We start from the raw sequence: 24,841 nt of genomic DNA, 5'->3' as shown, positions 1-24,841 counted from the left end.
GGCTATACAAAACGACGGCGCCCCCCCCCCCACCAACAACAGGGGCGTCTTCGCGTGGCCCGCGGCGGGGCGGGGGGGGGGGGGGCGGCCCCCCCCCCCCCCCCCCCCCCCCCGCCGCTTCGCGTGCAGGAGTGAGCTACACGCCGAGCAGGGCCTCGATCGGGCCACGCGCGAAGAAGATCACGAACCCAAGGGAGACGATCCAGAGCAGCCAGTGGACCTGCTTCGCACGCCCGGTGAACGCGTGGATGAGCACCCACGAGATGAAGCCGGCGCCGATGCCGTTCGCGATCGAGTAGCTGAGCGGCATGACAGCTGCGGTGAGGAACACAGGCAGCAGCACGCGGAAGTCGCCGAGATCGATGTTCGAGATCTGCGACATCATCATTGCGCCCACGATAACAAGCGCTGCCGCAGCGACCTCGGTCGGGACGATCTGCGTGAGCGGCGTGAAGAACATCGCGAGGAGGAACACGCCGCCCGTGACGATGTTTGCGAGCCCCGTACGGGCGCCCTCACCGATACCGGCACCCGACTCGATGAACACAGTTGTCGAGGACGACGAGGTGCCGCCGCCGACAACGGCGCCAACACCCTCGACGACGAGCGCCGACTTGATGCGTGGGAAGTTGCCTTTTTCGTCGGCGAGCTGAGCCTCGCGCGACAGACCTGTCATCGTGCCCATAGCGTCAAAGAAGTTCGTGAAGAGGAGCGTGAAGACAAGCATGATGACAGTGACAACGCCAACCTTGCCGAAGTCGAAGCTTACGGCGCCAACGAGGCCGAGGTCGGGGACCGCGAACGGGTTGCCCTGCAGCACTGGCTCGGTGAGGCTCCAGCCGCCGGGGTTCAGCGAACCGTCAGCACCGAACTTCGGGCCGATCTTCCAGATCGCCTCAACGATCACGGCAATGACGGTGCCGCTGACGAGGCCGATCAGAATGCCGCCCTTCACCTTCTTCGCGACGAGAATGCCAGTCAGCACGAGGGTGACGACGAAGATCACTGTCGGAATTGTCGCGATGAACCCAACGCCCGACGGGCCGAGGCCAACAGGAGGCGACGACTGGCCAGTCGAATCAACGAAGCCCGAGTTCACAAACCCGATAAACGCGATGAAGAAGCCGATACCAACGGTAATAGCGAGCTTCAGCTGTACGGGAACGGCGTCGAAGATCATCCGACGCAGACCAGTCGCCGCGAGCAGCACAATGAGCAGACCGTTGATGATGACGATCGCCATCGCCTCAGGCCACGTGACCTCCTGGACGACGGAGAACGCGAGGAATGCGTTGATGCCGAGGCCTGCTGCGAACGCAAATGGCAGGCGCGACACGATTCCGAAGAGAATTGTCATGACGCCGGCAGCGAGGGCGGTCGCGGCGCTCACCTGACCGAAGTCGAGGATGTTGCCTGCGACGTCTTCCTTGCCCGACAGGATAATCGGGTTGAGGATCACGATGTAGGCCATCGTCACGAAGGTTACGAGTCCACCGCGAACCTCGGTCCCGATCGTTGAACCGCGCTTAGTGATCTCGAAGTAGCGGTCAAGAAAGCCCCGCTCCTTCACCTGCTGTTGTGTGGCGTCTGACACGCACCGCTCCTGTTCCTGAGTGTTGGCTGAACAGGAAAACGGTACCACCTTGCGCCGGGGCTTGGGGCCCGGGTGCAAAGCGGTACCGCTTTGTGAAGGGACGAGAGGGGCTAGCTGACGCCCTTGAGGTCGATGATAAAGATCAGCGTCTTGCCCGAAAGCGGGTGTCCGCCGCTTTCGCCGTAGGCCTGCGCCGGCGGCACGACAAGCTTGCGGCGTCCGCCGACCTTCATTCCGGGAATGCCGACCTGCCAGCCGGGAATCAGGGCCTTGAGCGGGAAGTTCACGGACTCACCGCGGCTCCAGGAGGAGTCGAACTCTTCGCCGGAATCGTACTCAACTCCGAGGTAGTGGACGTCGACTGTGGAACTTGCGGCAGCCTCCGCGCCGTCGCCAACGACGATATCGACGATCTCAAGTTCTGCGGGAGCGGGCCCCTCGGGTGCATCAATCTCTGGCTTAGTAAGCGGTGCATCAGTCATGGGCCCATTCTGACCGATTGCCGACAGCGGCACCATGAGGTTCGCTGAGAGGGGAACTTCTTCTCAGGATCTCCGCCGCGACCTCCCAGGCTCAATCGCCACAGGTGAACTGCGCGAACTTAGGCGGTGCGCGACAACGGCTCCAACACGAAAGCCCGGTAATCTAGTTGTGTGAGATTTGCGCATCTAACCCCCGAATCCGGTCCGACCCCCGAACTCTTCATCGAGCGGGGTGACCGGTTTGTCGCACTTCGCGACCTCGGGGAGACCTTCTCCAATTTGCAGGAACTGATCGAGGCGGGCCCCGATGCCCTCGCCCGTATCACCACCGCGTTGGCTGACCTTCCCGACGGTGAGGGAATCCCGAGTGACGGCGTCAGCTACGCCCCCGCGGTCATCAACCCACCCGTCGTTCTCGCGGTGGGGCTCAACTATGACGAGCACGCGAGCGAGCTCGCGCTCGACAACGATTCAGGGCCCGTGCTCTTCACGCTGTTCCCCAACTCCCTGAACGGGCATCAGGGCACTGTCGAGCTGCCGACGCGCATCAGCGAGGAAGTTGACTACGAGGGCGAGCTCGGGGTCATCATCGGCAAGCCTGCAAAGAACGTCACTCCCGAAGAAGCACTCGACTACGTCTTTGGGTACACAGCCATCAATGACATCACCGCGCGCAACGTCCAGTTCGCCGAACCGCAGTGGTCGCGCTGCAAGTCGTTCGACGGTTTCACACCGATCGGCCCAGTCGTTGTGACCGCAGACGAGATCCCTGACCCTCAGGCCCTCGCGATCACCACCGATGTCGACGACCTGCGGGTGCAGGACTCGACGACCGAGTTCATGATCCGCACAGTCGCAGAGCTCATCTCGTCGATCTCGCAGTCGCTCACGATCATGCCCGGAACCGTCATCTCGACGGGCTCCCCCGGCGGCGCCGGTAGGTCACGCAAGCCACCGCTGTATCTCACCGATGGCACCGTCGTGACCGTCACCATCGAGAAGATCGGCGCTGTCACTGCACACTGCGTCTCGATCTAGTCGACGGCAGCCAAACGCGCCCTGCAGCTCGGGGCGCCAGGAGAACCTACGCGGTTGACTCGAGCGAGGCAGCCGAGGCGGCTCGCAACAGAGAATGGCCCTCCAGGAATTCCTGGAGGGCCATTCTCGTGCAATTCGCTTGGCGCTCGGGCGCCGAGACGCTACGCTTCCGGGTTCGGATCGCCCGCGTCGCCAGACGCGGCGTCGTGCTCAATCACCGGGATGGCGCCGGTCTCAGGCGCGAGACCAGCGAGCTTCGATGGCTGCAGGATGTCGTCGAGCTGCGCCTGATCGAGCAGCCCGCGAGACACGACGAGGTCTGATACCTTCGCGTTTGTGGAGAGGGCCTCCTTTGCAAGCTTCGCGGCCTCGGCATAGCCGATGACAGGCGCAAGCGCGGTGATGACCGTGACCGAACGAGCAACCATGTCCTCAAGGCGATCCTCGTTGGCGGTGATCCCGTCGACGCAGTTCACGCGGAGCGTCTGGCAGGCGCGCTCAAGCCACGTGATCGACTGGAACAGCGAGTGCGCAATGATGGGCTCGAACGCGTTGAGCTGAAGCTGGCCAGCCTCGACGGCCATCGAGACAGTGACATCTGAGCCGGCAACGGCGTAGGCGACCTGCGAGACGGCTTCAGGGATCACCGGGTTCACCTTGCCCGGCATGATCGACGAGCCAGCCTGGCGAGCGGGCAGGTTGATCTCACCGAGGCCGGCCTGCGGGCCAGAGGAGAGCAGGCGAAGGTCGTTCGAGATCTTCGAGAGCTTCAGCGCCGAACGCTTGAGGGCACCGGAGAAGGTCACGAAGACCCCAGTGTCGCTCGTCGACTCAACGAGGTCACCAGCAGTGACAAGGTTGAGCTCCGTGATATCGCGCAGGTGGCGAATCACCGACTCCTTGTACCCCTTCGGCGCGTTGATGCCGGTACCGATAGCGGTCGCACCCATGTTCACCTCGCCGAGCAGCGACACTGCCTCCTGCAGGCGCTCGATGTCCTCGCGGAGCGTCACCGCGAACGCGTTGAACTCCTGGCCGAGGGTCATCGGAACCGCGTCCTGCAGCTGGGTACGCCCAACCTTGATGATGTGCGAGAACTCGCGCCCCTTGGCGGCGAACGACTCAGAGAGCAGGCGCAGCTCCTCGAGCAGGCTACCGAGCGAGAATGCGAGCGCAATCTTGATCGCAGTCGGGTAGGTGTCGTTCGTCGACTGGCTGTGGTTCGTGTGGTCGTTCGGGTTGATGTACGAGTAGTCACCCTTGGCGTGGCCCGCGAGCTCGAGCGCGCGGTTCGTGATGACCTCGTTCGCGTTCATGTTCGACGACGTACCCGCGCCACCCTGCACGACACCGACGACGAACTGATCGTGCAGCATACCGGTCTTGATCTCTTCGCACGCGCGGTCAATGAGGGTCGCACGCTGCTCATCGAGCGCGCCAATCTCAAAGTTTGCGCGCGCGGCGGCCTGCTTCACACATGCGAACGCACGGATGAAGTCGGGGTAGACCGAGATCGGCCTACGCGCGATTGGGAAGTTCTCGTGGGCGCGCGCCGTATGCACGCCCCAGTATGCCGATGCGGGTATTTCGACGCTGCCGAGTGAATCCGTTTCGGTACGGGTTTGGGCAGACATGAAGTCACTCACGAGTATCTCGCTCCAGTGGTTTAAGGGGTTACGCGGGCTGGCCCGCACAGCCCCTCTAGCCTACCCTCCGTTGCCCTCAGGATCGTCTTCCGCGCGCGGATTCTTCGGCTTCGGAAGTGGAATGATCCCTGTCGTCGGAGGCGCCTCCTGCGGCGCCGAATCCCAGTTCGCTTCGAGCGGGTCAACGATCTCTGGCTCGCGCCGCAGCACGTCGAGCGGGGCCGTGAGAGTTTCGACCTGACCGCGCCTACTGTCGTCGAGGTTTGGGCGGCCTGCGTGAGTGATCCTCGGGCCGCCATCCCACCGCAGCCGCAGTTTGCGTTCGCTCATAAGCCATGCCATGCCAATTGCGAAAGCGATGAGCGCGGCGATCCCGCTGATCACGAACGTCGACCGCGGACCAAGCACGTCGGCCGCGGCGCCAACGAGTGGCGCGCCGATCGGCGTTCCCCCCATCAGGATCGCCATATAGAGCGCCAGCACGCGGCCTCTGACGGCGGGATCGGACGTGGTCTGGACGAAGCCGTTCGCGGTCGTGAGCATCGTCGAGGTCGCGAGGCCGAAGAACACAAGAGTCGCCGCAAAGAGCCAGAACGTCGGCATCGTCGCGCCAAGCAGACTCACGACGCCGAGGCCTCCGACGGAGATGACAACGACGCGCATCCGGGCTGCCGGGCGCCTGGCTGCGAGAAGCGCCCCCGTCAGCGATCCAATCGCGAGGATCGACGACAGTAAGCCGTAGTCCCCCGCCCCTCGCCCAAACTCGACCGCCATGGTTGACGACATCACCGGGAAGTTCATGCTGAACGCGCCAACGAGGAACACCATCACAAAGATGACGAAAATGTCGTGGCGCCCCATGACGTACCGAAAGCCTGCAGAGAGCTGCCGAAGCTGCGACTCCCGCTTCGCACCGCCAGCGGGCCGCTCATGCCTCGTCGTGATGAGTAGCAGCGCGCCGAGCATAGCGAGAAATGAGGCCGCGTTGATCAGAAAGACCCAGCCCGAGCCGATCGCTGCGATGAGCACGCCGGCAACCGCCGGGCCGACGAGACGGGCCGAGTTGAACGACGCCGAGTTGAGCGCAACCGCGTTCGAGAGCTGGTCGTTTCCGACGAGGTCCGAGACGAACGCCTGGCGCGACGTCGCGTCGAACGCGTTCACAATCCCGAGCCCAAGCGCGAAGCCGTACAGGTGCCAGATTTCGGCAGCGCCAGTCACGAGAAGCAGCCCGAGGCCGAGCGCGAGAAGCATGAGCAGCGACTGCGTGACGAGCAGTACCTTGCGCCTGTCAAACCTGTCAGCGACCGCCCCGCTGAACGGAACGAGCAGCAGCTGTGGGCCGAACTGCAACGCCATCGTGATGCCCACTGCCGAGGCATTGTTGTCGGTCAACTCGGTGAGGACGACCCAGTTCTGCGTGGTTGCCTGCATCCAGGCTCCCACATTCGAGATGAACGCTCCGAAGAACCAGATCCGATAGTTGCGGATGGAGAGTGATCGGAACGTACCTGACACTGAGTAGACAACCCCCTTATTAGCTGTCCCCTACCCTACGCCTATTACGGCTGAGTTACATCTTCCCACCCATATCGAGCAGCCTGCGGATCCTGTCGGGAATCGGCGGGTGCGTCGCGAAGAGGCGCTGCATCACGCCCGGCTTCAGCGGATCCGCGATCCACAGGTGCGCCATGCTCGACTGCTGCTTCTGTAGCGGCCTGCCGTACTCTGACAACTTGTGCAGTGCGCTCGCAAGCGCCTCGGGGTGGCGAGTCGTGAGCGCCCCTGTGGCGTCGGCGAGGTACTCGCGCTGCCTCGACACGGCGAGCTGCACCATGCTCGCAACGAGTGGCGCAACGAGCATCGCGACGAGCCCAAAGATCAAAACGACCGGGTTGTTATTGTTGTTATTTCGGCCGAAGAACGCCATACGCACGAGCATGTCGGCGATCATGCCAACCGCCACGGTGAGCCCATACACGATCATCGATACGCGAATGTCGTAGTTGCGCACGTGCCCGAGCTCGTGCGCCATGACGCCCTCAAGCTCTGCGTCGGTCATGATGTCGAGCAGACCCGTCGTCGCGGCGACGATCGCGTGATCGGGGTCGCGGCCGGTTGCAAACGCGTTCGGTGCCGGGTCGTTGACAATGTAGACCTCTGGCATCGGCATACCAGTGGTGATCGCCAGGTTCTCGACGACGCGATAAAGCCGCGGGTTGTCGTGCGGGCCGATCTGTACAGCGCCGCTCATCGAGACGGCCTGCTTGCCAGCCATGAAGTACTGGATGAGCGCGTACACGAGGGCGAACCCCATGACAGCTATGACGATCCCAGGTGACTGGTAGATCGCCGATGCGAGCCAGCCCAGACCACCAACGATACCGAGGAACAGCACGATGATGAGGGCGCTATTGATCTTGTTCCGGCGAATGGCGCTATACACGCTGGCTCCTCCTGGGAGTCGCTAGGGCTAGAACTGGATGCGCGGGGGCTCAGCGATTGCCGCCGCGTCGTCGACCTCGAAGAAGTCGCGCTGCGTAAAGCCGAACGGACCGGCGAGAAGGTTGTTCGGGAACACCTGAATCTTCGTGTTCAGCTCGCGCACTCCGCCGTTGTAGAAGCGGCGCGATGCCTGCACCTTGTTCTCGGTGTCGACGAGCTCCGCCTGCAGCTGGAGGAAGTTCTGGCTCGCCTGCAACTGCGGGTAGGCCTCTGCGACAGCGAAGATGCTCTTCAGCGCCGACTGCATGTGGTTCTCAGCGATCGATGCCTCGACGGGTCCCTGCGCCGAGATTGTCTCGGCACGTGCCTTCGTGACGGAGTCAAACACACCCTGCTCGTGTGCCGCGTAGCCCTTCACCGTCTCGACGAGGGCCGGGATCAGGTCAGCTCGGCGCTTCAGCTGGACAGTGATGTCACTCCACGCCTCTTCAACGCGCACGCGGAGCGTGACGAGTGAGTTGTAGGTAGCCCAGAGGTAGATGCCTGCGATGAGCACGAGGGCGACGACGACGAGCGTGATGACCAATCCGGTTGACATAGCTGAATACTAGCGCGGGACCTCATGAATCTGCTGTGAGAGTGCGGGCGCGTGTCACTCCCCCAGCACGCGGTCGAGGTAGGGGTTTGTGAACAGCCGTTCCGGATCCAGCCGGTCGCGAATCGAGACAAACTCGCCGAACTTCGGATAGCGCTCACTCAGGTCGCGGGCGCCGAGCGTATGCATCTTGCCCCAGTGCGGGCGCCCCGCGTGCGCGGCGAGCACGGCCTCCGCCTCACGGAAGTAGTTGTCCTCGCGATCCTTCCAATACCTGTGCACTGCAACGTATCCGCTCTCACGTCCGTGCGCCGTCGACAGCAGCAGATCGTCGGCGGCTGCGGCGCGCACCTCGATGGGGAACGAGACACGGAACCTTCGCCGCTCAATCAGCGCTTGCAGTTCGCGCAGCGCAGAAGGCACAGCTTCGAGGGGCAGCGAGTACTCCATTTCGCGGAAGTGCACGCGTCTGTTCGTCACATACACACGGTGTGATTCATCGATGTAGTCGCGTTCACTCGAGACCGTCTGAATAGCGCGGTTCACGGACGGGGTGGAGGCGGGGACCCAGCGTTCGAACCCAACCACTGCCCCGAGCATCGTGTTGTTCACGACCTCTTCGTCGATGTAGCGAGAGACGCGACCGAGCGGCCGCGCGCCGCTCCCTTCCGGCCCCAGCGCCGGATCGATAGGCATTCGAGTGTTCGTCTTCGTCCGGGCACCAGTCGTGTGTGGGAACCAGTAGAACTCGAAGTGGTCGACCGAACGGTTCCGGTCGACGTACTCGTCGAGCACTGCGTCAAGAGATTCAGGGGCCTCAACCGCGCGGAGCAGGTAGCGAGGAACGCACTGGATCGTCACTGTCACCAGCACCCCAAGCGCGCCGAGACCGAGCGCGACAGCGGGGAGGAGTTCTGGGTTCTCCTCTTCGGAGACGGTCAAAAGCTCGCCTGTTCCGGTCACGAGGGTCGCACCGACCACACCCGTCGAGATGCCTCCAAGGCCAAGACCTGTGCCGTGTGTTCCGGTCTGGGTCGCACCGGTGATCGTTTGCTTATCGATGTCGCCCATGTTCGCGAGCGCCAGTCCGAGCGGGCCGAGGATCGCGGGGAGTTCCCAGAGGTGGGTTCCCGCCCACAGCGTCACTCGGCCAGCAGCCGGGTCAGCCGACACGAGCCCGCGCATGCGATTCATCCCAAGCCGAATGCCGTCTGTTGCCCCGATCGCGGTGAAGCTGTGCGACGCCCCGATCGGCTTCACAGTGTGCCCGGTATCGCGAGCGCGTTCGACGGTGGCAATAATCTGTTCGGCTGACCGGGGAAAAACCTCGGTGGCGGGCGTCGACGACTCAGTTCGCGCCCAGTTGTGCCAGCGCTTGCTCACAGGAAGCACTTCCCTTCTCCGCGGTACGTGGGGAGCGGATCGCCGGCAACGTCGCCCGCGACGGGTACGACCGTGTTCGTGTGCTCCATTGGCTCCCCAGACTTCGTGTGCCGCAGCCAGACACGATCGCCAACGCGCAGCTCTCGCGCGGCGGCCCCGCTCACGGGCGTCTGCACTTCGCCCGCAGCCTCGCGTGGCGCGTACCGCAGCCCTTCGGGCCAGGTGAGCTGCGGCAGCCGATCCTCACCCGCCGGACCCGACGCGATCCAGCCGCCCCCGAGCAGCGTCGCAGTGTCGGCGTTCGGCCGCCGAACGACGTCGAGCGCGAATGCGACTGCCGGCGCTGGCGTGAACGACCTGTAGTTGTCGAACAGGTGCGGCCCAAACAGACCGCTCCCTGCCGCGACCTCGGTAATGCCTCCCTCGGCGACGGTGCTCTCGATCGAGCCTGTGCCCCCGCCATTCACGAACTCGAGGTCGACGATATCGCGCACGCGCTGCAGCGCTTCGGCCCGCCTGTCGACGAGCTCGGCCCGGCTCGCTCGCTGCATCGCGCGCATCACAAGGCCGGACGCAGGTTTGCCGACGGGCTCGTCGCCGACACCGGCGATCTGAGCCTCGTACGACATGATGCCAGCGATTGTGAATCCCTTGCGGCCGAGGATGTGCTCGGCGAACTCGCGGAGTCCCTCCGCCGTGAAGATCGGGCTACGAAAGACGCCGATATGCCCGAGCACTCGGCTGCGCCAGGAAGCATCGAAATCAAGGCAGAGCCTGATGTCTGGGCGTTTGTCTGGCGCGACGACTGAATCGATGAGGTCAAGCTGTGCCGGGCTGTCGACCATCAGGGTGACGCGTTCGGCGGCCCGGGGGTCTGCGGCGAGCGCGGCGATCGCGGCGCGGTCGGCAGTTGGATAGGCGACGACGATATCGTCGATCGTTTCACTCAGCCAGTTCGCCTCGGCGAGCGAGTAGCCGAGCACGCCCGCATATCCAGGGAGTGCGAGCACCGCATCGAGCACTTCTCGCACGCGGACTGATTTCGATGCGACCCTGATAGGGAGTCCCCCCGCACGACGGAGCATGTCGTGGGCGTTGTAGCTCAGCGCCTCCGTGTTGACTGCGACGACGGGGGCCGAATGCTCCCGTGTTGCAGTGGTCATGCCTGCCCAGTAGGTATCAGGAGAGAGCCATGGGGAGCGGTCGGCTGACGCGCGCAGCTCCGATGCCGCGAGATCGAGGGTCATGGCTGCATTCTAGTCCCGCTGCTGGGGCGCTCCGCGAGGCCTTGTCGTTATTCTCCAGCGTCGCGCTTGCGCCTGCGCTTGATGCGGAACTGCGTGTAGATGCCGGCGACAACTGCCGCGAGCAACAGGATGACGAGCAGTGCTTTCGCGAAGGCCATAGAGCCAGGGTAGCCGCCCGCGACGGATCTACTTGACCTTGACACTATGTCAAGGTGTTGGGTATTGATGAAAGGAGTTCATCATGCACACCACCCCACACGCCCAGCCACAGCCTTCCGCACGCCGCCCCGAGGAGGCGCTCGCTGTTGCTCTCACCTCCCCGGACAGCTCAGCGCGGCTCCAAGCAGCGATGACGGCCGGAAGCCGCCCACGCGCCGAGTATGTCGAAGTACTCGTGGCGCGCTCCGGCGTCGAGCCAGACTTTTCAATCAGGGAGACGCTGACCTGGGCGCTCACCCAGCACCCTGTCGACGACGTCCTCCCCCGCGTGCTCGAAGAGCTTCGCAGCGCAGTACCTCGCGCCGTGGCGCAGGCGCTGCACACAGTCTCAAAGCTCGGCGACGAACGAGCCTGGCCTGCGATCACGCATGCGCACCTTCACTCGCCGGACGATGAGATCGCCCGCACGGCGTGGCGTGCAGCGGCAGCAGTGGCCCCGGAGAGCGCGCACCACGCCCTCGCCGTTGAACTCGCTCGCGAGCTTGGCCGCGGCGACGTTGACACGATGCGCAGCCTCAGCCGGGCGCTCGCGACACTCGGCGAGGCTGCGGCCGGGCCGGTCGCCGCTGCAGCTGCGCTTCGGGGAGGCGACGTGGGAGTTGCTTCCCACGCGGGTGCGACCGAACGACTCATCGCTGATCCTGACGCAGCGTTCGCGTTCGACCCCGCCGACGCAGCCCGCTTCGCCCGGGCGTTCTCAGCCACCTCGGGGAACTAGCATGCGCATCGGCGAAGCCTCCGAGCGCTCGGGTGTCAGCGCCCGAATGCTCAGGCACTACGAGCGGCTGGGGCTCGTCACCCCAGCCGCTCGCACCCAAAACGGATACCGGGATTACAGTGCGACAGATCTCATGCGACTCACGCAGATCGAAGGCCTCCGAGCACTCGGCATGAGCCTCAGCCAAGTCGCCGACGCGCTCGCAGACGCGACAACGACCCCAGACGCCCTGATCGCAGACCTGGCCGCGCAGGCGCAGGAGCGCATCGATAGAGACACGGCGCTGCTCGCCAGACTACGCACGCTCGCCTCAGTGTCGCCTGGCGATTGGGAAGCCGCGCTCACTGCAGTTCGACTCGCACGCGGCCTCGAATCCCCCATCGCAGGCGAACGGCAGCGCGCGGCGCTCGAACTTGGCGCCAGCTCTCCGGCGACATCGGCTGCCCATCTCGTCGAGGCGCTCCTCTCAGAGGAAACCACGAACGCTGCCGGTGCACTGAGGTGGGCGATCGCGCAGTCAGGGGGCGGCCCCGAGCAGTTGCGGCAGGCGCTTGGCGACCCGGATCCTGACAGGCGTCTCCGCGCACTCACAGCGGTCGCCGACTTTCCCGGCGATGCAGCGACGGAGTTGCTGCTTGAACTCCTCACTGACCCAGTTGCTCGAGTCCGCCAGCATGCGGCCCTCGCGGCGGGAGCGCGCGGACATGCGGCGGCGGTTCCCGAGCTCATGGCGCTCGTGACGCACGGCCCGCGCGACGTCGAGGCGGCGGAGGCCCTCGCCGTGATCGCGCGCGCCCAACACCGCGAGACAGAGATTCTTGCTGATCTCACCGCTGCGCTTGACGCCGCGGACACGACGAGCGCCGCCCGCGGCAGGCTCACGCAGGCGCTCGGGGAGTTCGAGTCGACGGCGGCCACCGCAATCCTCACTGGGCTCGCGGCAGATAAGGATCGCGCTGTCGCCCGGATCGCCACATACTTGCTGGGGCGGGAGTGATAGTCGGGCTGCTCGCCGCCGGCCGTATCCATGGGATCGACGCACCCAATGCCCCAGACCCCCAAAAACCTACATAGTTACTGCAGATTCCAGGCGTTGAGGTTGACGCCTGCTGGCCCCCGAGCCAAGCGGCACCGGCCGTATCCATGGGATCGACGCACCCAATGCCCCAGACTCTCGAAACCTACATAGATACTGCAGATTCCAAGAGTTGAGGTTGACCCTTGCAGCCCCCGAGCCAGGCGCCACCCGCCGTATCCATGGGATCGACGCACCCAATCCCCCAGACCCCCAAAAACCTACATAGATACTGCAGATTCCAAGAGTTGGGGCAGTGAAGTTGAGGCCGTGAGATCGGGGCAGTGGGGTTGAGGCAGAGGAGGTCGTGAGCGCGACGGGTCCTAGCCCTCGAGGTCGACCGCGAACTCCGCGCCTGTCTTCTCGCGCACTTCCGCCTCGGTGTGCCCGGGGGCGATCCGCCTGAGGGTCAGTGCCCCATCGGCGATGTCAAAGACTGCAAGGTCGGAGATGATGCGATCGACGACGCCGACGCCCGTGAGCGGTAGGTCGCACTCAGTGACGATCTTTGGTGAGCCGTCCTTCGCGACGTGCTCGGTAATCACGATCACCCGCGGAGTCCCAGCGACGAGGTCCATCGCCCCGCCCATACCTTTCACGAGCTTGCCCGGGATCGTCCAGTTCGCGAGGTCGCCGTTGCCTGCAACTTGCAGAGCGCCAAGGATCGCGGTCTGCACGTGTCCCCCACGAATCATGCCGAACGAGGTCGCAGAGTCGAAGATCGAGGCCCCGGGGACAAGCGTCACAGTCTGCTTGCCCGCATTGATGAGGTCTGCGTCTTCCTCCCCCTCGTAGGGGAACGGCCCCATGCCCAGGATGCCGTTCTCGCTCTGAAGCATGACGCTGACACCGGCGGGCAGATGATTTGCAACAAGCGTCGGAATGCCGATGCCAAGGTTCACGTACTGGCCGTCTTCAAGCTCTGCCGCGGCGATCGCGGCCATCTCATCACGAGTCCACATGGTTATGCCGCCTCTCGGGTGCGCACGGTTCGCTGTTCGATGTCTTTCACGGGGTCTTCTGCGACGACAAGCCGCTGCACGAAGACGCCCTGAGTGTCGATGCGCTCAGGATCAAGGTATTCCTCACTCAGGTGTTCGACCTCCGCGAGTGTCACCCGCCCCGACATTGCGACAAGCGGGTTGAAGTTCTTTGCAGTGAACCGGTACCGCAGGTTTCCTTCACTGTCTCCCGTGTGAGCGCGCACGAGCGCGAGGTCGGCAACGATACCGCGCTCAAGAATGGCGCGTTTGCCGTCGAACTCGGCTTCCTCTTTGCCCTCGGCGATAGGGGTCCCGACGCCTGTCGGCGTATAGAACGCAGGGATGCCTGAGCCGCCCGCACGGAGGCGCTCGGCGAGGGTGCCCTGGGGCACGAACTCGACCTCGAGCGCACCGCTCAAGTACTGCTCGGCGAAGAGTTTGTTCTCGCCGACGTACGACCCGAGCACTTTCGATACCTGCCTGTTCTCAAGGAGCAGCCCGAGGCCCTTGCCGTCGACGCCCATATTGTTCGAGACGATCGTGAGGTCTTTCACGCCGGTATCTCGCAACGCGACGATGAGGTTGTGCGGGATGCCAGACAACCCGAACCCTCCGACAGCGATTGTCATTCCGTCGCGCGCAACGTCTGCGATTGCTTCCGCGGCGGTGCTCCAGGTCTTTGATGCCACCTTTGCCACCTTTCGTTCACAATGCGGTCACGCGGACCGCCTTGCAGCGAGCGTAGAAGATTGTTTCGTCGCAACGCAACCACCACGCTGACGCGTGATTTGAACTGCTCATACCCTGAGTGCATCGCGTGCTATCGTTCACAATATGGACAGAACCCCGCTACCGGGCGCACAAGTCGTCGGCCGCGTGGCGGCGCTGCTGCGCGAGCTCAGCACAACGATGCCCGACGGAATCGGTACCACCGCGCTCGCTACTGCCACGTCAATCTCACGCCCAACCGCGCACAGGCTGCTCTCTGCCCTCGCAGAACAGGGTTTCGTCGATCGCGACACCCGAACCGGCAACTGGCTCCTCGGGCCGGAGCTGTTTCTCATGGGAACCGTCGCAGCCGAACGCTACGACGTCACCGAAATCGCACGAGAACACGTCTCAGCGCTCGCCGCCGCAACAGGCGAGAGCGCGTTCTTCTCGGTCAGGCGAGGCAACGAGACAGTGTGCCTCGTTCGGCAGGATGGCAGCTTCCCGATCCGCTCCTTCGTGCTCCACGAGGGGAAGCGATTCCCACTCGGAGTGGCCTCCGCGGGCCTGGCGATCCTGTCTTACCTGCCTGCGTCCGCCGCGGAACGTTACCTCTCGGACACCGACCTCACTGTCGAGTACGGTGCATCCCATGCGCCAGACGCGCTCCGCGGCCGGATCGCCGCAACGCGCAACACTGGCTATGCCGTGAACCCGGCGCTCATCGTGCCTGGCAGCTGGGGCATGGGGGCAGCAGTATTTACAGCAAGCGGTCAGCCGGCCTGGGCCCTGAGCCTCACCGGCACAGAGCACAGATTCGCTCCGGAGCGGCAGCCCGAGCTCGGTCGCCTCCTGCTCGACCACGCGCACCGGCTCACGGAGCGGCTCGCACGCGACTGAGGGCTGGTGTCTGAATTGGCGGGCGCCGCCGCCACCCAACGCACGGCCCTGACCACGGCGCGGCCCCGGCTGCGGCTGCGGCACCGATTGCGGCGCGGTGCATCGTCCCAGTGTGGGAGGATTACAGCACCCCCTATAGCCCAACTGGCAGAGGCAGAAGACTTAAAATCTTTTCAGTCAGGGTTCGAATCCCTGTGGGGGGACGAATGCACGGAGCCCCCGGCGAGATGCCGGGGGCTCCGTTGTCGTTCGGCGACGGTCACACCGAACGGGTGCAGGCAGGAGCCTGTCAGACCTGTGCGCGTGCACTGCGGTCGCGCGGCACGAAATCCAGGATCGCGATGAGCGCCGACAGCCCGACGAGGATGTAGACGACCTTGGACAGGACAGAACCAACGCCAAAGATCGCATCAACGAGGTTGAAGTCGAAGAGCCCGACGAGCCCCCAGTTCAATCCCCCGACGATGATCAGAACTTTCGCGATGTTGAGCACGATATTCATGATGCTTCCTCTCGTTGAACACGCCTCGGGCGATACCCCAAAACGCTTGCCGAAGATATTACATGCCTAGCTAGCTACTTGTCGAGGGCCTAGCTCCGGCTCCCTACTCTCCCTGCCCCCGTCACTGCCCTCTCTTCCCGACTTGCGCATGAAGATGACCTCCACCGAGAGCACAAAAGCAGCGACGATCGCGAGCGAGGCCGGAACGAAGTACACGAGCACGTGGATCATCTCGTTGTCCTCTGGCAAGAACAATTCCACCCACACCACCGCGAGAGCCGTGACCGCCGCAAGTCCACCGACGATGCTCGAGATGCGAAACAGCGCCTTCTGCGACGAATCACGCCTGCGGAACCTGAACTTCGCGTCAATGCTGAAGAAGATGAGCAACGTAACGAGCAAGCCGGCAAACTCGGACAACTGGTCGCGCGAGAGCTCAGCAATCATCATCATTTCTCCCCTGCTTCACAGGCACATCAATTCCACCGACAGCACAGCCCCTGGCATCCAGCCATAAACCACCAGGGCAATAAAACTAAGTCGCTAGACAACTTCACATCAACCCCCTTGACTCCCCCGCCACTTGTGATCTACCTTTGGGACTTGCAACCTGAATCAGGTTTCATAAACCAACCTTCCAAGGACGAAAGGTACGCGCATGCGCATCGGAAAGAAACTCGCGTTTGGCGCCCTCGTGGCCTCAACTGCACTTGTCCTGTCGGCGTGCGCGCCGGCAGCTTCGGCCCCTGAGGCAAGCGGCGATTCCGAGGGCCCCGCCTCGGTCACCGTCGGCATCATCACGAGCGAAACCGGCCCTCTCGCCGGCTACGGAGCCCAGTACCTCGACGGCTTCAAGGCCGGCCTCGACTACGCAACAGACGGCACGGGTGAGGTCGCTGGCACCAAGCTCGACATCACATACGTCGACGACGCAGGTGACCCAGACAAGGCTGTCACGGCGGCGAAGGATCTCATCGGGCAGGGAGTCAACCTGCTTGCGGGCAGCGCTTCATCAGGCGTCGCCGCTGTCGTCGCCGAGCAAGCCGCACAGAACAAGGTGCTCTTCATCTCGGGCCCGGCAGCAGCCGACGCAATCACAGGCATCAACGACTACACGTTCAGGTCTGGCCGCCAGAGCGCGCAAGACGTCGCGACGGCTGGCACCTTCCTCGACGACATCAGCGGCAAGACAGTCGCGGTGCTCGCCCAGAACAACGCGTTCGGCCAGGGCAACGTCACCGCGGTCGAGGCCATCCTGGGCGCGAAGGGAGCCTCGATCACTCCCGTGCTCGTCGCCGAAGACGTCACCGAGTTCACGCCGTTCGCAACCCAGGTGCTCGACACGAAGGCGGACCTTGTGTTCGTCGCGTGGGCAGGGGCGACGACGGGCGCGATGTGGCAGGCGATGAGCCAGCAGGGCGTATTTGATGCAATGCCCGTCGTTACGGGACTCGGCGACGCCGCAACATTTGGGGCATACGGAGAGGCCTCAGAAAAGATCAGCTTCTTGAACCACTACTTCGCAGGCGCTCCAGATAACGAGGTGAACGCCGCGATGGTGAAGGCTGTCGAAGAAGCTGGTGGCACGCCAGACCTGTTCACTCCTGACGGTTTCAATGCCGCACTCATGGTCGTGCAGGCAGTCAAGGAAGGCAAGGGCGACGTCGACGCCATGATCGACTCGCTGAACGACTTCTCGTTCGATGGCCCGAAGGGCAAGACAACCGTTCGCGGGAGCGACCACGCCCTCATCCAAGAGATGTACCAGGTGAAGCTCGTCGCACAGGACGGCAGCTTCGTCCCAGAGCTTGTCGCCACAGTCGCCGCAGACGACGTCGCCCCCGCAGAAGCGAAGTAGGAACACACGTGCACACCCAGCCCCCGTCCGCCCTCACTGTCTCGGGCCTTGGCCTGAAGATCGGCGGCGCTACCATCCTCGACAGCGTTGACCTCGATGTCCCACAGGGATCTATCGTCGGTGTCATCGGCCCGAACGGTGCTGGCAAGACGACGCTCTTTAATGTCGTGTCAGGTCTCATTCCCCCGACGAGCGGCACTGTGTCGCTCCACGGCGAGACAATCACGAAGAGCTCCGTCGCCGCCCGCGCGCGGGCGGGGCTGGGTCGCACATTCCAGACCTCCAGCTACTTCCCGGGCCTCAGCGTGCTTGAGAACGTCAGGCTCGCCGCCCAGGCGACGGCAGGCGGCAGCATGTCGCTGCTTCGCTTCCCCAAACGCAGCGACGAGGCCACGCAGCTCGCCTTTGACACGCTTGCGACAGTCGGGCTCACTCACCAGGCGGCGACGCTCGCAGGCGATATCTCGCACGGCGACAAGCGCAAGCTCGAGATTGCCGTGCTGCTCGTCACTGACTCGAGTGTCGTATTGCTCGATGAGCCCATGGCGGGCGTTGCCTCCGGCGACGTCGCGGGGCTCGTGAAAAACATCAGGGACATGCAGGCCGAAAAACAGTGCACTGTGCTGATGGTCGAACACCACATCGACGTGCTCCTCGGATTCGTCGACCGCGTCGCCGTCATGTATTTCGGCAACATCATCGCCTACGACACTCCCCAGAACATCATGGAGAATCCCACCGTGCAGAGCGCATATCTCGGACGTGCAGTATGAGCGCGCCAATCCTGACAGTCGCCAACCTCGAATGTTCAATCGCAGGGCAGCAGGTTGTCGAAGATGTCTCTTTCGAAGTACCTTCGACTGGAATCACCGCGGTGCTTGGGCGCAACGGCGCCGGCAAGACGTCGACGCTGCGCGGCATCATGGGGCTCATCACCCGCTCGGGTGAGGTCCGTCTCGCGGGCGAGCGAATCGACGCCATGCCAACCCACAAGCTTGTGCAGCGCGGGATCGGCTATGTCCCCGAGGATCGCGAGGTGTTCGGCTCTTTGAGCGTCGCCGAGAACCTCGCGCTCGCAGAGCGCGGCCCGAACCCGCGGCGCGAGTTCGTCGCCGAGCTTTTCCCCGACCTTGTCGCGCGCCGCGATCAGGCGGCGGGAACCCTCTCGGGAGGCCAGCAACAGATGGTCTCGGTCGCCCGCGCCCTCATCAATGACAACAAGTTGTTACTCGTTGACGAACCGACAAAGGGCCTCGCCCCCAAGATCGTGCAGGAGGTCTCAGATGCACTCGCGGAGGCCGCGACAACAGTCCCCGTGCTCCTCGTCGAGCAGAACCTCGAGGTCGTCAGGCAGCTCGCCGACGACGCGATCGTGATCTCTTCAGGCCGCGTCGTCTACGCGGGCAAGGCAGCCGACATTCTCGACGACGAGCAGCTCACCACGCAGCTGCTCGGCGTCCACGTAGAGGGAGGGATCCAACTGTGAGCGCACTCGTTCTCACCCTCATCACCGGCGTCGGCCTCGGCGCCCTCTACTTCCTCGTCGCTTCGGGGCTGAGCCTCATCTATGGGCTCATGCACGTGCTCAACTTCGCGCACGGTGCCTTCCTCACGCTCGCTGCCTTCATCGGCTGGCGAACGGCGCAGGCGCTCGGCACGGACAGCTGGTTCGCGCTCGTGGTGTCCGTGCTGGTTGGAGCCCTCGTGGGCGCCGTCTTCGCGACGCTCACCGAGCTGCTGCTCATTCGGCCACTCTATGAACGTCACATCGAGCAGGTGCTTGTGACTGTCGGTCTCTCCTTCGCAGCCGTCGCGCTCTTTGAGGGCATCTGGGGTTCCGACCCGATCACCGTCGCGGGCCCTGCCTGGCTCAAGCAGACAACGTTCGTGCTCGGCGCGAAGATCCCGAACGTGTACTGGATTCTGATTCTCACCGCAGGCCTCGTACTGACCGCGCTCATCCTGTTCCTCAAGAAGACTCGCTACGGCATGATCATTCGCGCGGGCGTCGAGAACCGAGCAATGGTTACGGCGCTCGGTATCGACGTCCGCAGGGCGTTCACGCTCGTCTTCGCGATTGGCGGCGCCGCAGCCGGCATCGGCGGCGTTCTCGCGATGCACTACATGACGTTCGTGTCGGCGCATCTCGGCCAGACGCTGCTCATCTTCGCGTTCATCGTGACTGTCGTCGGTGGCCTCGGGTCGCTCGCGGGTGCGGCAGTCGCGTCGGTTCTGGTGGCGGTGTTGCAGCAATTCGCAAACTTCTATTTGGGCGGCACCGGCGATTTCATCGTCGTTATTTTGCTCGCCGTGGTGCTGCTCGTGCGGCCTCGCGGTCTCATGGGACGAAAGGTGGCGCAGTAATGTCAACCCCCACGATGCAGCCGGAACAGTCGATGCAAACTGGCGCGTCTCGCCGGTCGATCCTTCCCGTCGCCGCCTCCGTGGCGCTCGTCGCGGTCGCGGCTGCGCTCCCGCTCCTCAACCTCCAGATTCCTGGGATCCTGCCGACGCCGACGTACATGCCTGGCAGTCTCGCGCTGCTGTCTCTGTGCATGGTGTTCGCCGCGCTCGCGCTCTCGTACAACATGCTGCTCGGTACCGCTGGCATGCTGTCGTTTGGGCACGCGCTGTCATTCGGCGGCGGCGCGTATCTCCTCGGGATTGCACTCGCGCAGTTCGAGCTGCCGCTCGTACCGGCAGTCCTCCTCGCGCTCATCGGCGGCCTCGTCATCGCACTCATCACCGGCTCGGTCGCGAACCGCGTTTCGGGTATCCCGTTCGCGATGGTGACGCTCGCATTCGCGCAGGCAGGATCAGTGCTCGTTCGCCGCAACGCTCAGGTGACTGGCGGGGAGGAGGGGCTCAGCCTCGCGACAGCCCAGGTGCCAGACTGGCTCGTCGGGGTCGTGAATACGCGAAACCTGTACTGGGTGATCCTGGCGATCTTGGTGTTCGTCTACCTTGTTGCGCTCTGGGTCGACCGCAGCCGTCTCGGGCATCTGGCGCGTGCGTCTCGCGAGAACCCCGAGCGGGTGAAGGTGCTTGGCCTCAGCCCGTACGCCGCGAAGCTCACAATCTTCGTCATCGCTGCGGTCCTCGCGAGCCTCGCTGGCGTCGGCTACATGCTGCTCCAGTCAGGGACGGTGCCGCGGGCGGTCTCTGCTGACCTCACAATTACAGTGCTCGTGATGGTGGTACTCGGTGGCGTCGGCTACCGGTGGGGCGCAATCGTGGGCGGCTTCATCTACACGATCCTTGATCAGCGCCTCACTGTGCTTGCCAAGGCCGAGGTGATCCAGGGGCTACCTGACGTGCTCAGGATCCCGCTCTCTGAGCCGCTCTTCCTGCTCGGTACGCTGTTCATTCTCGTCGTCATGTTCCTTCCCGGCGGAATCGCTGGCACGCTTGATACAGCATGGAAGAAACGCACACGGAAGAGCCGCGCATGAGCGACTACACAATCGGCAGTTGGCTGGCGGATCGCGCCGCGATCGACGGGTCACATATCGCGATTGACGACCGCGGCGTGCTCACCTCGTACCGGGCACTCAACGAGCGCGCCCGTGCGCTCGCATCCCGCCTCGGCGAGGCCGGGTACGGCGCAGGCGGGCGAATCGCGACGGTGTCGGGAAACTCGACAGACCACGTCGTCGCGTTCTTCGCCTGCGCTATCCTCGGCATCGCGTTCATCCCGCTCTCGTGGCGTCTCACCGCTGGTGAGCTTGGTGAGCTCATCGGACGCTCTCGCGCAGACCTGCTCCTCGTGGAAGACGAGTACGCAGGGCTCGGCGAGCAGGCGCTCACGGCGCTTCGAGAGTCGGGCGGCGTCGCTCCCCCGTGCGCGGAGCCGGGCCCGGCTGGGATCGAGCAGTGGGCGCCGCCGGCGGTTCGCCTGCGGGAGCGTAGGGACGCCTCGGCGAGTGACCCGCTGCTTGTTGTCTTCACGTCGGGCAGCGAGGCGGCGCCGAAGGGTGTCGTGCTCACTCACCGGTCCTGCTTCTGGACGAACCTCGCGCTCTCGCGCGCAATGCCAATGAGCTCTGCAGACGTTGTGCTGTCGATTCTGCCGCAGCATCATGTCGCAGCCTGGAACGTGCAGCCGTTGCTCGCATGGTGGGTCGGCGCGACAGTGGTGCTCGAGCGCTCCTTTCAACCAGGCCGCGTCCTGCAGCTCATCCGCGACCGGAAGGTCACGACGATGATGGGGGTGCCGACCCAGTATCAGATGCTGTTTGCGCAGCCCGGTATCGACGGGGCCGATCTGGGGTCGCTCTCGCGCGTGCTCGTCGGCGGTTCCACAATTCCCGAGGAGCTCGCCGTCGAAGCCGCAAGGCTCGGACTGCCCCTCACCCAGGGGTACGGGCTCACGGAGGCCGGCCCGAACGTGCTGCAGTTGCAGTCTGCCGAGCTTGCGGAGTTCCCCGGAGCCGTCGGGCGCCCCTACCCCACTGTTGAGACAGCCATCGTCGATACTGCGAGCGGGTTACCACTCACTGGTGCCGCTACCGGCGAACTGTGGGTGCGTGGTCCGAGCTTGTTCACTGGTTACCTCGACGACGACGCTGCAACCGAGCGGGCGATGGCAGGCAGCTGGCTGCGCACCGGCGACATTGTCTCGCGTGACACCGGCGGAATCCACAGGGTCGTCGACAGGGTCAAGAACATCTACGTTTCGGGCGGCGAGAACGTCGCCCCCGCCGAGGTTGAGGCGGCGCTCTGTACCCACCCTCTCGTGATTGACGCCGCCGTTGTTGGCGTCGCTGATGCGGTGTGGGGCGAGCGAGGCTACGCATTCGTCGTGACAGCTTCGCCGCTGTCGCGCGACGAACTGCTCGCCCATGCCCGCACAGTCCTCGCCCCGTTTAAGCTCCCGGCTCACGTCGAGTTCGTCGACGAGCTGCCCCGTTCCACAATCGAAAAGGTCGCCCGCGGGGCGCTTGCGGACAGAGCCCGCACCGCCTTAGCCGCGCACGACAAGACAGGCATCGCATGATCTCCCCCACCGAATCAGCATCCCCCACCGGTGACCAGATCCCGGTTGACGCCAGTGATCCAGTCTCACCAGCGACCGGTCGCCCGCTCACGAAACGCGGCCTCGCGACCAGGCGTCGCATCCTCGAGGCCGCGGAAGACGTGTTCGCGGAGCTTGGCTATCACGAGGCATCGATCGTGAAGGTCACCGAGCGCGCTGGGGTCGCTCTCGGTACGTTCTACCTGTACTTCGACAGTAAGCAGAGCATCTTCGAGGCGCTCGTGATCGACCTGAACGACCGCGTTCGGCAGTCAATGACTGAGTCGATGGCTGGCGCAGCGAACCGCATCGAGGCTGAGCGCGGCGGGTTCGAAGGGTTCTTCAGGTTTACCGCGAAGCACCCGGCACTGTATCGGGTTGTCAGGGAGGCCGAGTTTGTATCGCCGGAGACGATGAGGTTGCACTACGAGCGCATTGTCGCGGGGTACACGGCAGGCCTACAAGCGGCGCAGTCGGCGGGCGACATCGATCCGACTCTCGACCCTGAGATTGCCGCGTGGGCGCTCATGGGCCTTGGCGAGCTCATCGGTATGCGTTACATCCTGTGGGAGCGCGACGCCGACGGGACGGCGCCAGATCGCATCGCACCGCATGTCCTCGACAGCATGATGCAATTCATCAATGGCGCGCTTGGCGGGTCACACACACAGGAAGGGTCACAGTCATGACAGATCAGGATCTCGCGGGCCGCAGCGCCCTCATCACGGGAGGCGGCTCGGGCATCGGGCTCGCGTGCGCACACGAGTTCGCGGCGCGCGGCGCACGCATCACCATCGCCGACATCACGGCAGACGCAGCAGACAACGCTGTCGCGCGCATCGTGGCGGCCGGCGGCTCGGCCGAGTCCTGGGTCGTGGATCTCGCCGATACTAGAGCGCTCGACGAACTCGAGCTCGACGTTGACATCATCGTGAATAACGCTGGCGTGCAACGCGTGAGCCCGATTGAGGAGTTCGACCCGGAGGCCTTTCGATTCATCCAGCGGCTCATGCTCGAGGCCCCCTTCCTGCTCATCCGCGCCGCGCTTCCTGGAATGTACAGTCGCGGGTGGGGCCGCATCATCAATCTGTCGAGTGTGCACGGCCTGCGGGCGAGCGCGTTCAAGTCTGCGTACGTCGCGGCTAAGCATGGCCTTGAGGGGCTGTCGAAGGTGACCGCGCTCGAGGGCGGACCGCACGGCGTGACGAGCAACTGCGTCAATCCGGGGTATGTGCGCACTCCGCTCGTTGAACGGCAGATCGCCGATCAGGCGAAGGCGCACGGTATCCCCGAGAGCGAGGTCGTCGAGCGGATCATGCTCACCGAGAGCTCTGTGAAGCGGCTCGTCGAACCGGCGGAGGTCGCCTCGCTCGTCGGCTGGCTCGCTTCAGACATGTCTGGCATGGTGACGGGGGCCTCCTACACCATGGATGGCGGCTGGAGCGCTCGATGAAGTCGCACAGCTACCGCACCGTCGACGTTGCTGTCAGCGGTGGGCTGCTGAGGGTCGGCGTCTGGGATCCGGTGTCTCCCGCGGACGGCGCGCCCACAGTGCTCGCCATTCACGGCGTCACTGCGTCTCATCTCGCCTGGCCATTTGTCGTTGGGGAGCTCCCAGGGGTCAGGATCATCGCCCCCGACCTGCGCGGGCGCGGAGCGAGCAACACCGTCGACGGGCCCGCGGGAATGCGCGCGCATGCAGCTGACCTCGTCGCCGTGCTCGACAACTTCGGGGAGCGCTCGGTACCGGTGTTCGGGCATTCGATGGGGGCGTTCGTCGCGGTCACCCTTGCCCATCTCGCGCCCGAGCGGGTCTCTCGCCTCGTGCTCATCGACGGCGGTCTCCCGCTCGATACTCCAGCAGGGGTCAGCGCCGAGGCGCTCGTCCAGGCGATCCTCGGGCCGACGGCTGACCGCCTCTCGCGGCGATTCGCCGACGTTCCCGCATACCTCGACTTCTGGCGGGCACACCCGGCGTTCGCACGCGACTGGAGCGGCGAACTCGAGGCGTATTTCGCCTACGACCTCGTACCGGCTGGCGACGGGCTTCGACCCGCGACAAGTCTCGCGACGACGACCGACGACACCGTCGACATGAACACGGGCTCGACGCTCGCCGACGCCCTCGCGGCACTGCCTGCGTTTTCTGGCCCTGTCGAGCTCATCACCGTGCCACGTGGGCTCCTCGACGAGCCACCTGGGCTCTACCCGCCTGCCCACCTCGCTACACTGCTCAGCGCGCTACCTCACGTGAGGCACGTCGAACTCGAAGACCTCAACCACTACACGGTTGTCATGAGCGAGCGGGGGGCGCGGGCGCTCGCCCCGATCCTGCACGGCGAACTCTCCGCGCGCTGAGCGCGTGAATGGCCGGGCACATACGACGAGAGGGCGGTGTGACGGGAGCTATCCCTGTCACACCGCCCTCTCGCGT

At 64.4% G+C, this 24,841-nt stretch carries 25 protein-coding genes and 1 tRNA gene; 14 read left to right on the top strand and 12 right to left on the bottom strand.

Features of this window, described 5'->3' with window-relative positions:
* Nucleotides 1-136: 136 nt before the first annotated feature.
* Both ACF07D_RS11990 and ACF07D_RS11985 read right to left on the bottom strand, forming a co-directional pair.
* Entirely contained in the window at nt 137-1,594 is a 1,458-nt protein-coding gene (locus ACF07D_RS11990) for an NCS2 family permease (protein ID WP_119284604.1), read from the bottom strand.
* 110 nt (nt 1,595-1,704) lie between these two features.
* Nucleotides 1,705-2,076, bottom strand: coding sequence for an FKBP-type peptidyl-prolyl cis-trans isomerase (locus ACF07D_RS11985; RefSeq protein ID WP_119285027.1), 372 nt, complete (start codon nt 2,074-2,076; stop codon nt 1,705-1,707).
* A 171-nt stretch (nt 2,077-2,247) separates the two neighbouring features.
* Here ACF07D_RS11985 and ACF07D_RS11980 point away from each other — a divergent pair, with 171 nt between their 5' ends.
* Entirely contained in the window at nt 2,248-3,114 is an 867-nt protein-coding gene (locus ACF07D_RS11980; protein WP_391505056.1) for a fumarylacetoacetate hydrolase family protein, read from the top strand.
* A gap of 161 nt (nt 3,115-3,275) precedes the next feature.
* Here ACF07D_RS11980 and ACF07D_RS11975 read toward each other — a convergent pair whose 3' ends face one another.
* The 6 genes from ACF07D_RS11975 to ACF07D_RS11950 form a co-directional block, all read right to left on the bottom strand.
* Nucleotides 3,276-4,748: an aspartate ammonia-lyase gene (locus ACF07D_RS11975; protein WP_391505055.1), complete on the bottom strand. Its 1,473-nt coding sequence runs from the start codon at nt 4,746-4,748 to the stop codon at nt 3,276-3,278.
* 72 nt (nt 4,749-4,820) lie between these two features.
* Complete coding sequence (locus tag ACF07D_RS11970) at nt 4,821-6,278, bottom strand: MFS transporter (RefSeq protein ID WP_391505054.1); 1,458 nt, start codon at nt 6,276-6,278, stop codon at nt 4,821-4,823.
* 55 nt (nt 6,279-6,333) lie between these two features.
* A complete protein-coding gene (locus ACF07D_RS11965; protein ID WP_119284608.1) occupies nt 6,334-7,206 on the bottom strand; it encodes a M48 family metalloprotease in 873 nt (290 codons plus the stop codon).
* A gap of 27 nt (nt 7,207-7,233) precedes the next feature.
* Complete coding sequence (locus ACF07D_RS11960; RefSeq protein ID WP_119284609.1) at nt 7,234-7,803, bottom strand: LemA family protein; 570 nt, start codon at nt 7,801-7,803, stop codon at nt 7,234-7,236.
* 54 nt (nt 7,804-7,857) lie between these two features.
* Nucleotides 7,858-9,183, bottom strand: a complete 1,326-nt coding sequence (locus ACF07D_RS11955; protein ID WP_391505053.1) for a D-arabinono-1,4-lactone oxidase — start codon at nt 9,181-9,183, stop codon at nt 7,858-7,860.
* Nucleotides 9,180-10,430 (bottom strand): alanine racemase, encoded by a 1,251-nt coding sequence (locus ACF07D_RS11950; RefSeq protein ID WP_119284611.1) that lies wholly within the window; start codon nt 10,428-10,430, stop codon nt 9,180-9,182. Before ACF07D_RS11950 ends, ACF07D_RS11955 begins: the two co-directional genes overlap by 4 nt.
* Before the next feature lie 241 nt (nt 10,431-10,671).
* Between ACF07D_RS11950 and ACF07D_RS11945 the strand changes: the two genes are divergently transcribed.
* Nucleotides 10,672-11,367, top strand: a complete 696-nt coding sequence (locus ACF07D_RS11945) for a HEAT repeat domain-containing protein (protein WP_391505052.1) — start codon at nt 10,672-10,674, stop codon at nt 11,365-11,367.
* Nucleotide 11,368: 1 nt separating this feature from the next.
* The gene (locus ACF07D_RS11940; protein ID WP_391505051.1) at nt 11,369-12,364 is read left to right on the top strand and encodes a MerR family transcriptional regulator; all 996 of its coding nucleotides are present in this window, start codon (nt 11,369-11,371) and stop codon (nt 12,362-12,364) included.
* Nucleotides 12,365-12,765: 401 nt separating this feature from the next.
* Here the strand turns inward: ACF07D_RS11940 and ACF07D_RS11935 are convergent, their stop codons facing one another.
* The gene (locus ACF07D_RS11935) at nt 12,766-13,404 is read right to left on the bottom strand and encodes a CoA transferase subunit B (RefSeq protein ID WP_391505050.1); all 639 of its coding nucleotides are present in this window, start codon (nt 13,402-13,404) and stop codon (nt 12,766-12,768) included.
* Between the two features lie 2 nt (nt 13,405-13,406).
* Complete coding sequence (locus tag ACF07D_RS11930; RefSeq protein WP_119285029.1) at nt 13,407-14,114, bottom strand: CoA transferase subunit A; 708 nt, start codon at nt 14,112-14,114, stop codon at nt 13,407-13,409.
* A 145-nt stretch (nt 14,115-14,259) separates the two neighbouring features.
* Between ACF07D_RS11930 and ACF07D_RS11925 the strand changes: the two genes are divergently transcribed.
* Complete coding sequence (locus tag ACF07D_RS11925) at nt 14,260-15,033, top strand: IclR family transcriptional regulator (protein ID WP_119284615.1); 774 nt, start codon at nt 14,260-14,262, stop codon at nt 15,031-15,033.
* A 129-nt stretch (nt 15,034-15,162) separates the two neighbouring features.
* Nucleotides 15,163-15,236, top strand: a tRNA-Leu gene (locus ACF07D_RS11920).
* 86 nt (nt 15,237-15,322) lie between these two features.
* Here the strand turns inward: ACF07D_RS11920 and ACF07D_RS11915 are convergent.
* Both ACF07D_RS11915 and ACF07D_RS11910 read right to left on the bottom strand, forming a co-directional pair.
* Nucleotides 15,323-15,535 (bottom strand): DUF378 domain-containing protein, encoded by a 213-nt coding sequence (locus ACF07D_RS11915; protein WP_119284616.1) that lies wholly within the window; start codon nt 15,533-15,535, stop codon nt 15,323-15,325.
* A gap of 66 nt (nt 15,536-15,601) precedes the next feature.
* Complete coding sequence (locus ACF07D_RS11910) at nt 15,602-15,988, bottom strand: hypothetical protein (protein ID WP_391505049.1); 387 nt, start codon at nt 15,986-15,988, stop codon at nt 15,602-15,604.
* Between the two features lie 205 nt (nt 15,989-16,193).
* Here ACF07D_RS11910 and ACF07D_RS11905 point away from each other — a divergent pair, with 205 nt between their 5' ends.
* From ACF07D_RS11905 to ACF07D_RS11865, 9 genes are read left to right on the top strand one after another with little or no spacing between them, the layout of a single operon-like run.
* Nucleotides 16,194-17,393, top strand: coding sequence for a substrate-binding domain-containing protein (locus tag ACF07D_RS11905; RefSeq protein WP_391505048.1), 1,200 nt, complete (start codon nt 16,194-16,196; stop codon nt 17,391-17,393).
* Nucleotides 17,394-17,401: 8 nt separating this feature from the next.
* Entirely contained in the window at nt 17,402-18,166 is a 765-nt protein-coding gene (locus ACF07D_RS11900) for an ABC transporter ATP-binding protein (protein WP_119284619.1), read from the top strand.
* Entirely contained in the window at nt 18,163-18,879 is a 717-nt protein-coding gene (locus tag ACF07D_RS11895) for an ABC transporter ATP-binding protein (protein WP_391505047.1), read from the top strand. The genes ACF07D_RS11900 and ACF07D_RS11895 overlap by 4 nt, the downstream gene beginning before the upstream one ends.
* Nucleotides 18,876-19,757 carry a branched-chain amino acid ABC transporter permease gene (locus tag ACF07D_RS11890; RefSeq protein WP_119284621.1) on the top strand — a complete coding sequence of 294 codons (882 nt, stop codon included), beginning with the start codon at nt 18,876-18,878 and terminating at the stop codon, nt 19,755-19,757. The genes ACF07D_RS11895 and ACF07D_RS11890 overlap by 4 nt, the downstream gene beginning before the upstream one ends.
* Before the next feature lie 32 nt (nt 19,758-19,789).
* Nucleotides 19,790-20,845 (top strand): branched-chain amino acid ABC transporter permease, encoded by a 1,056-nt coding sequence (locus ACF07D_RS11885; protein ID WP_391505062.1) that lies wholly within the window; start codon nt 19,790-19,792, stop codon nt 20,843-20,845.
* Entirely contained in the window at nt 20,842-22,389 is a 1,548-nt protein-coding gene (locus ACF07D_RS11880; protein WP_391505046.1) for a class I adenylate-forming enzyme family protein, read from the top strand. Before ACF07D_RS11885 ends, ACF07D_RS11880 begins: the two co-directional genes overlap by 4 nt.
* The gene (locus tag ACF07D_RS11875) at nt 22,386-23,096 is read left to right on the top strand and encodes a TetR/AcrR family transcriptional regulator (RefSeq protein ID WP_391505045.1); all 711 of its coding nucleotides are present in this window, start codon (nt 22,386-22,388) and stop codon (nt 23,094-23,096) included. The genes ACF07D_RS11880 and ACF07D_RS11875 overlap by 4 nt, the downstream gene beginning before the upstream one ends.
* Nucleotides 23,093-23,860 (top strand): 3-hydroxybutyrate dehydrogenase, encoded by a 768-nt coding sequence (locus tag ACF07D_RS11870; RefSeq protein WP_391505044.1) that lies wholly within the window; start codon nt 23,093-23,095, stop codon nt 23,858-23,860. Before ACF07D_RS11875 ends, ACF07D_RS11870 begins: the two co-directional genes overlap by 4 nt.
* Nucleotides 23,857-24,765 (top strand): alpha/beta fold hydrolase, encoded by a 909-nt coding sequence (locus ACF07D_RS11865; protein WP_391505043.1) that lies wholly within the window; start codon nt 23,857-23,859, stop codon nt 24,763-24,765. Before ACF07D_RS11870 ends, ACF07D_RS11865 begins: the two co-directional genes overlap by 4 nt.
* The last annotated feature ends 76 nt before the right edge of the window (nt 24,766-24,841 follow it).

It is taken from the genome of Leucobacter sp. NPDC015123 (genome assembly GCF_043080205.1).
Classification (GTDB): domain Bacteria; phylum Actinomycetota; class Actinomycetes; order Actinomycetales; family Microbacteriaceae; genus Leucobacter; species Leucobacter aridicollis_A.
The sequence above is the reverse complement of the archived record's forward strand: the minus strand, read 5'-3'. Positions and strand labels throughout refer to the sequence as shown.

Excerpts from the sequence above, each read along its gene's own strand:
- ACF07D_RS11895 (WP_391505047.1), top strand. The coding sequence starts at position 18,163 with ATGAGCGCGCCAATCCTGACAGTCGCCAACCTCGAATGTTCAATCGCA.
- ACF07D_RS11940 (WP_391505051.1), top strand. The coding sequence starts at position 11,369 with ATGCGCATCGGCGAAGCCTCCGAGCGCTCGGGTGTCAGCGCCCGAATG.
- ACF07D_RS11910 (WP_391505049.1), bottom strand. The coding sequence starts at position 15,988 with ATGATGATGATTGCTGAGCTCTCGCGCGACCAGTTGTCCGAGTTTGCC.
- ACF07D_RS11925 (WP_119284615.1), top strand. The coding sequence starts at position 14,260 with ATGGACAGAACCCCGCTACCGGGCGCACAAGTCGTCGGCCGCGTGGCG.
- ACF07D_RS11870 (WP_391505044.1), top strand. The coding sequence starts at position 23,093 with ATGACAGATCAGGATCTCGCGGGCCGCAGCGCCCTCATCACGGGAGGC.
- ACF07D_RS11915 (WP_119284616.1), bottom strand. The coding sequence starts at position 15,535 with ATGAATATCGTGCTCAACATCGCGAAAGTTCTGATCATCGTCGGGGGA.
- ACF07D_RS11880 (WP_391505046.1), top strand. The coding sequence starts at position 20,842 with ATGAGCGACTACACAATCGGCAGTTGGCTGGCGGATCGCGCCGCGATC.
- ACF07D_RS11885 (WP_391505062.1), top strand. The coding sequence starts at position 19,790 with ATGCAAACTGGCGCGTCTCGCCGGTCGATCCTTCCCGTCGCCGCCTCC.
- ACF07D_RS11950 (WP_119284611.1), bottom strand. The coding sequence starts at position 10,430 with ATGACCCTCGATCTCGCGGCATCGGAGCTGCGCGCGTCAGCCGACCGC.
- ACF07D_RS11875 (WP_391505045.1), top strand. The coding sequence starts at position 22,386 with ATGATCTCCCCCACCGAATCAGCATCCCCCACCGGTGACCAGATCCCG.
- ACF07D_RS11905 (WP_391505048.1), top strand. The coding sequence starts at position 16,194 with ATGCGCATCGGAAAGAAACTCGCGTTTGGCGCCCTCGTGGCCTCAACT.
- ACF07D_RS11935 (WP_391505050.1), bottom strand. The coding sequence starts at position 13,404 with ATGTGGACTCGTGATGAGATGGCCGCGATCGCCGCGGCAGAGCTTGAA.
- ACF07D_RS11960 (WP_119284609.1), bottom strand. The coding sequence starts at position 7,803 with ATGTCAACCGGATTGGTCATCACGCTCGTCGTCGTCGCCCTCGTGCTC.
- ACF07D_RS11945 (WP_391505052.1), top strand. The coding sequence starts at position 10,672 with ATGCACACCACCCCACACGCCCAGCCACAGCCTTCCGCACGCCGCCCC.
- ACF07D_RS11985 (WP_119285027.1), bottom strand. The coding sequence starts at position 2,076 with ATGACTGATGCACCGCTTACTAAGCCAGAGATTGATGCACCCGAGGGG.
- ACF07D_RS11975 (WP_391505055.1), bottom strand. The coding sequence starts at position 4,748 with ATGTCTGCCCAAACCCGTACCGAAACGGATTCACTCGGCAGCGTCGAA.
- ACF07D_RS11865 (WP_391505043.1), top strand. The coding sequence starts at position 23,857 with ATGAAGTCGCACAGCTACCGCACCGTCGACGTTGCTGTCAGCGGTGGG.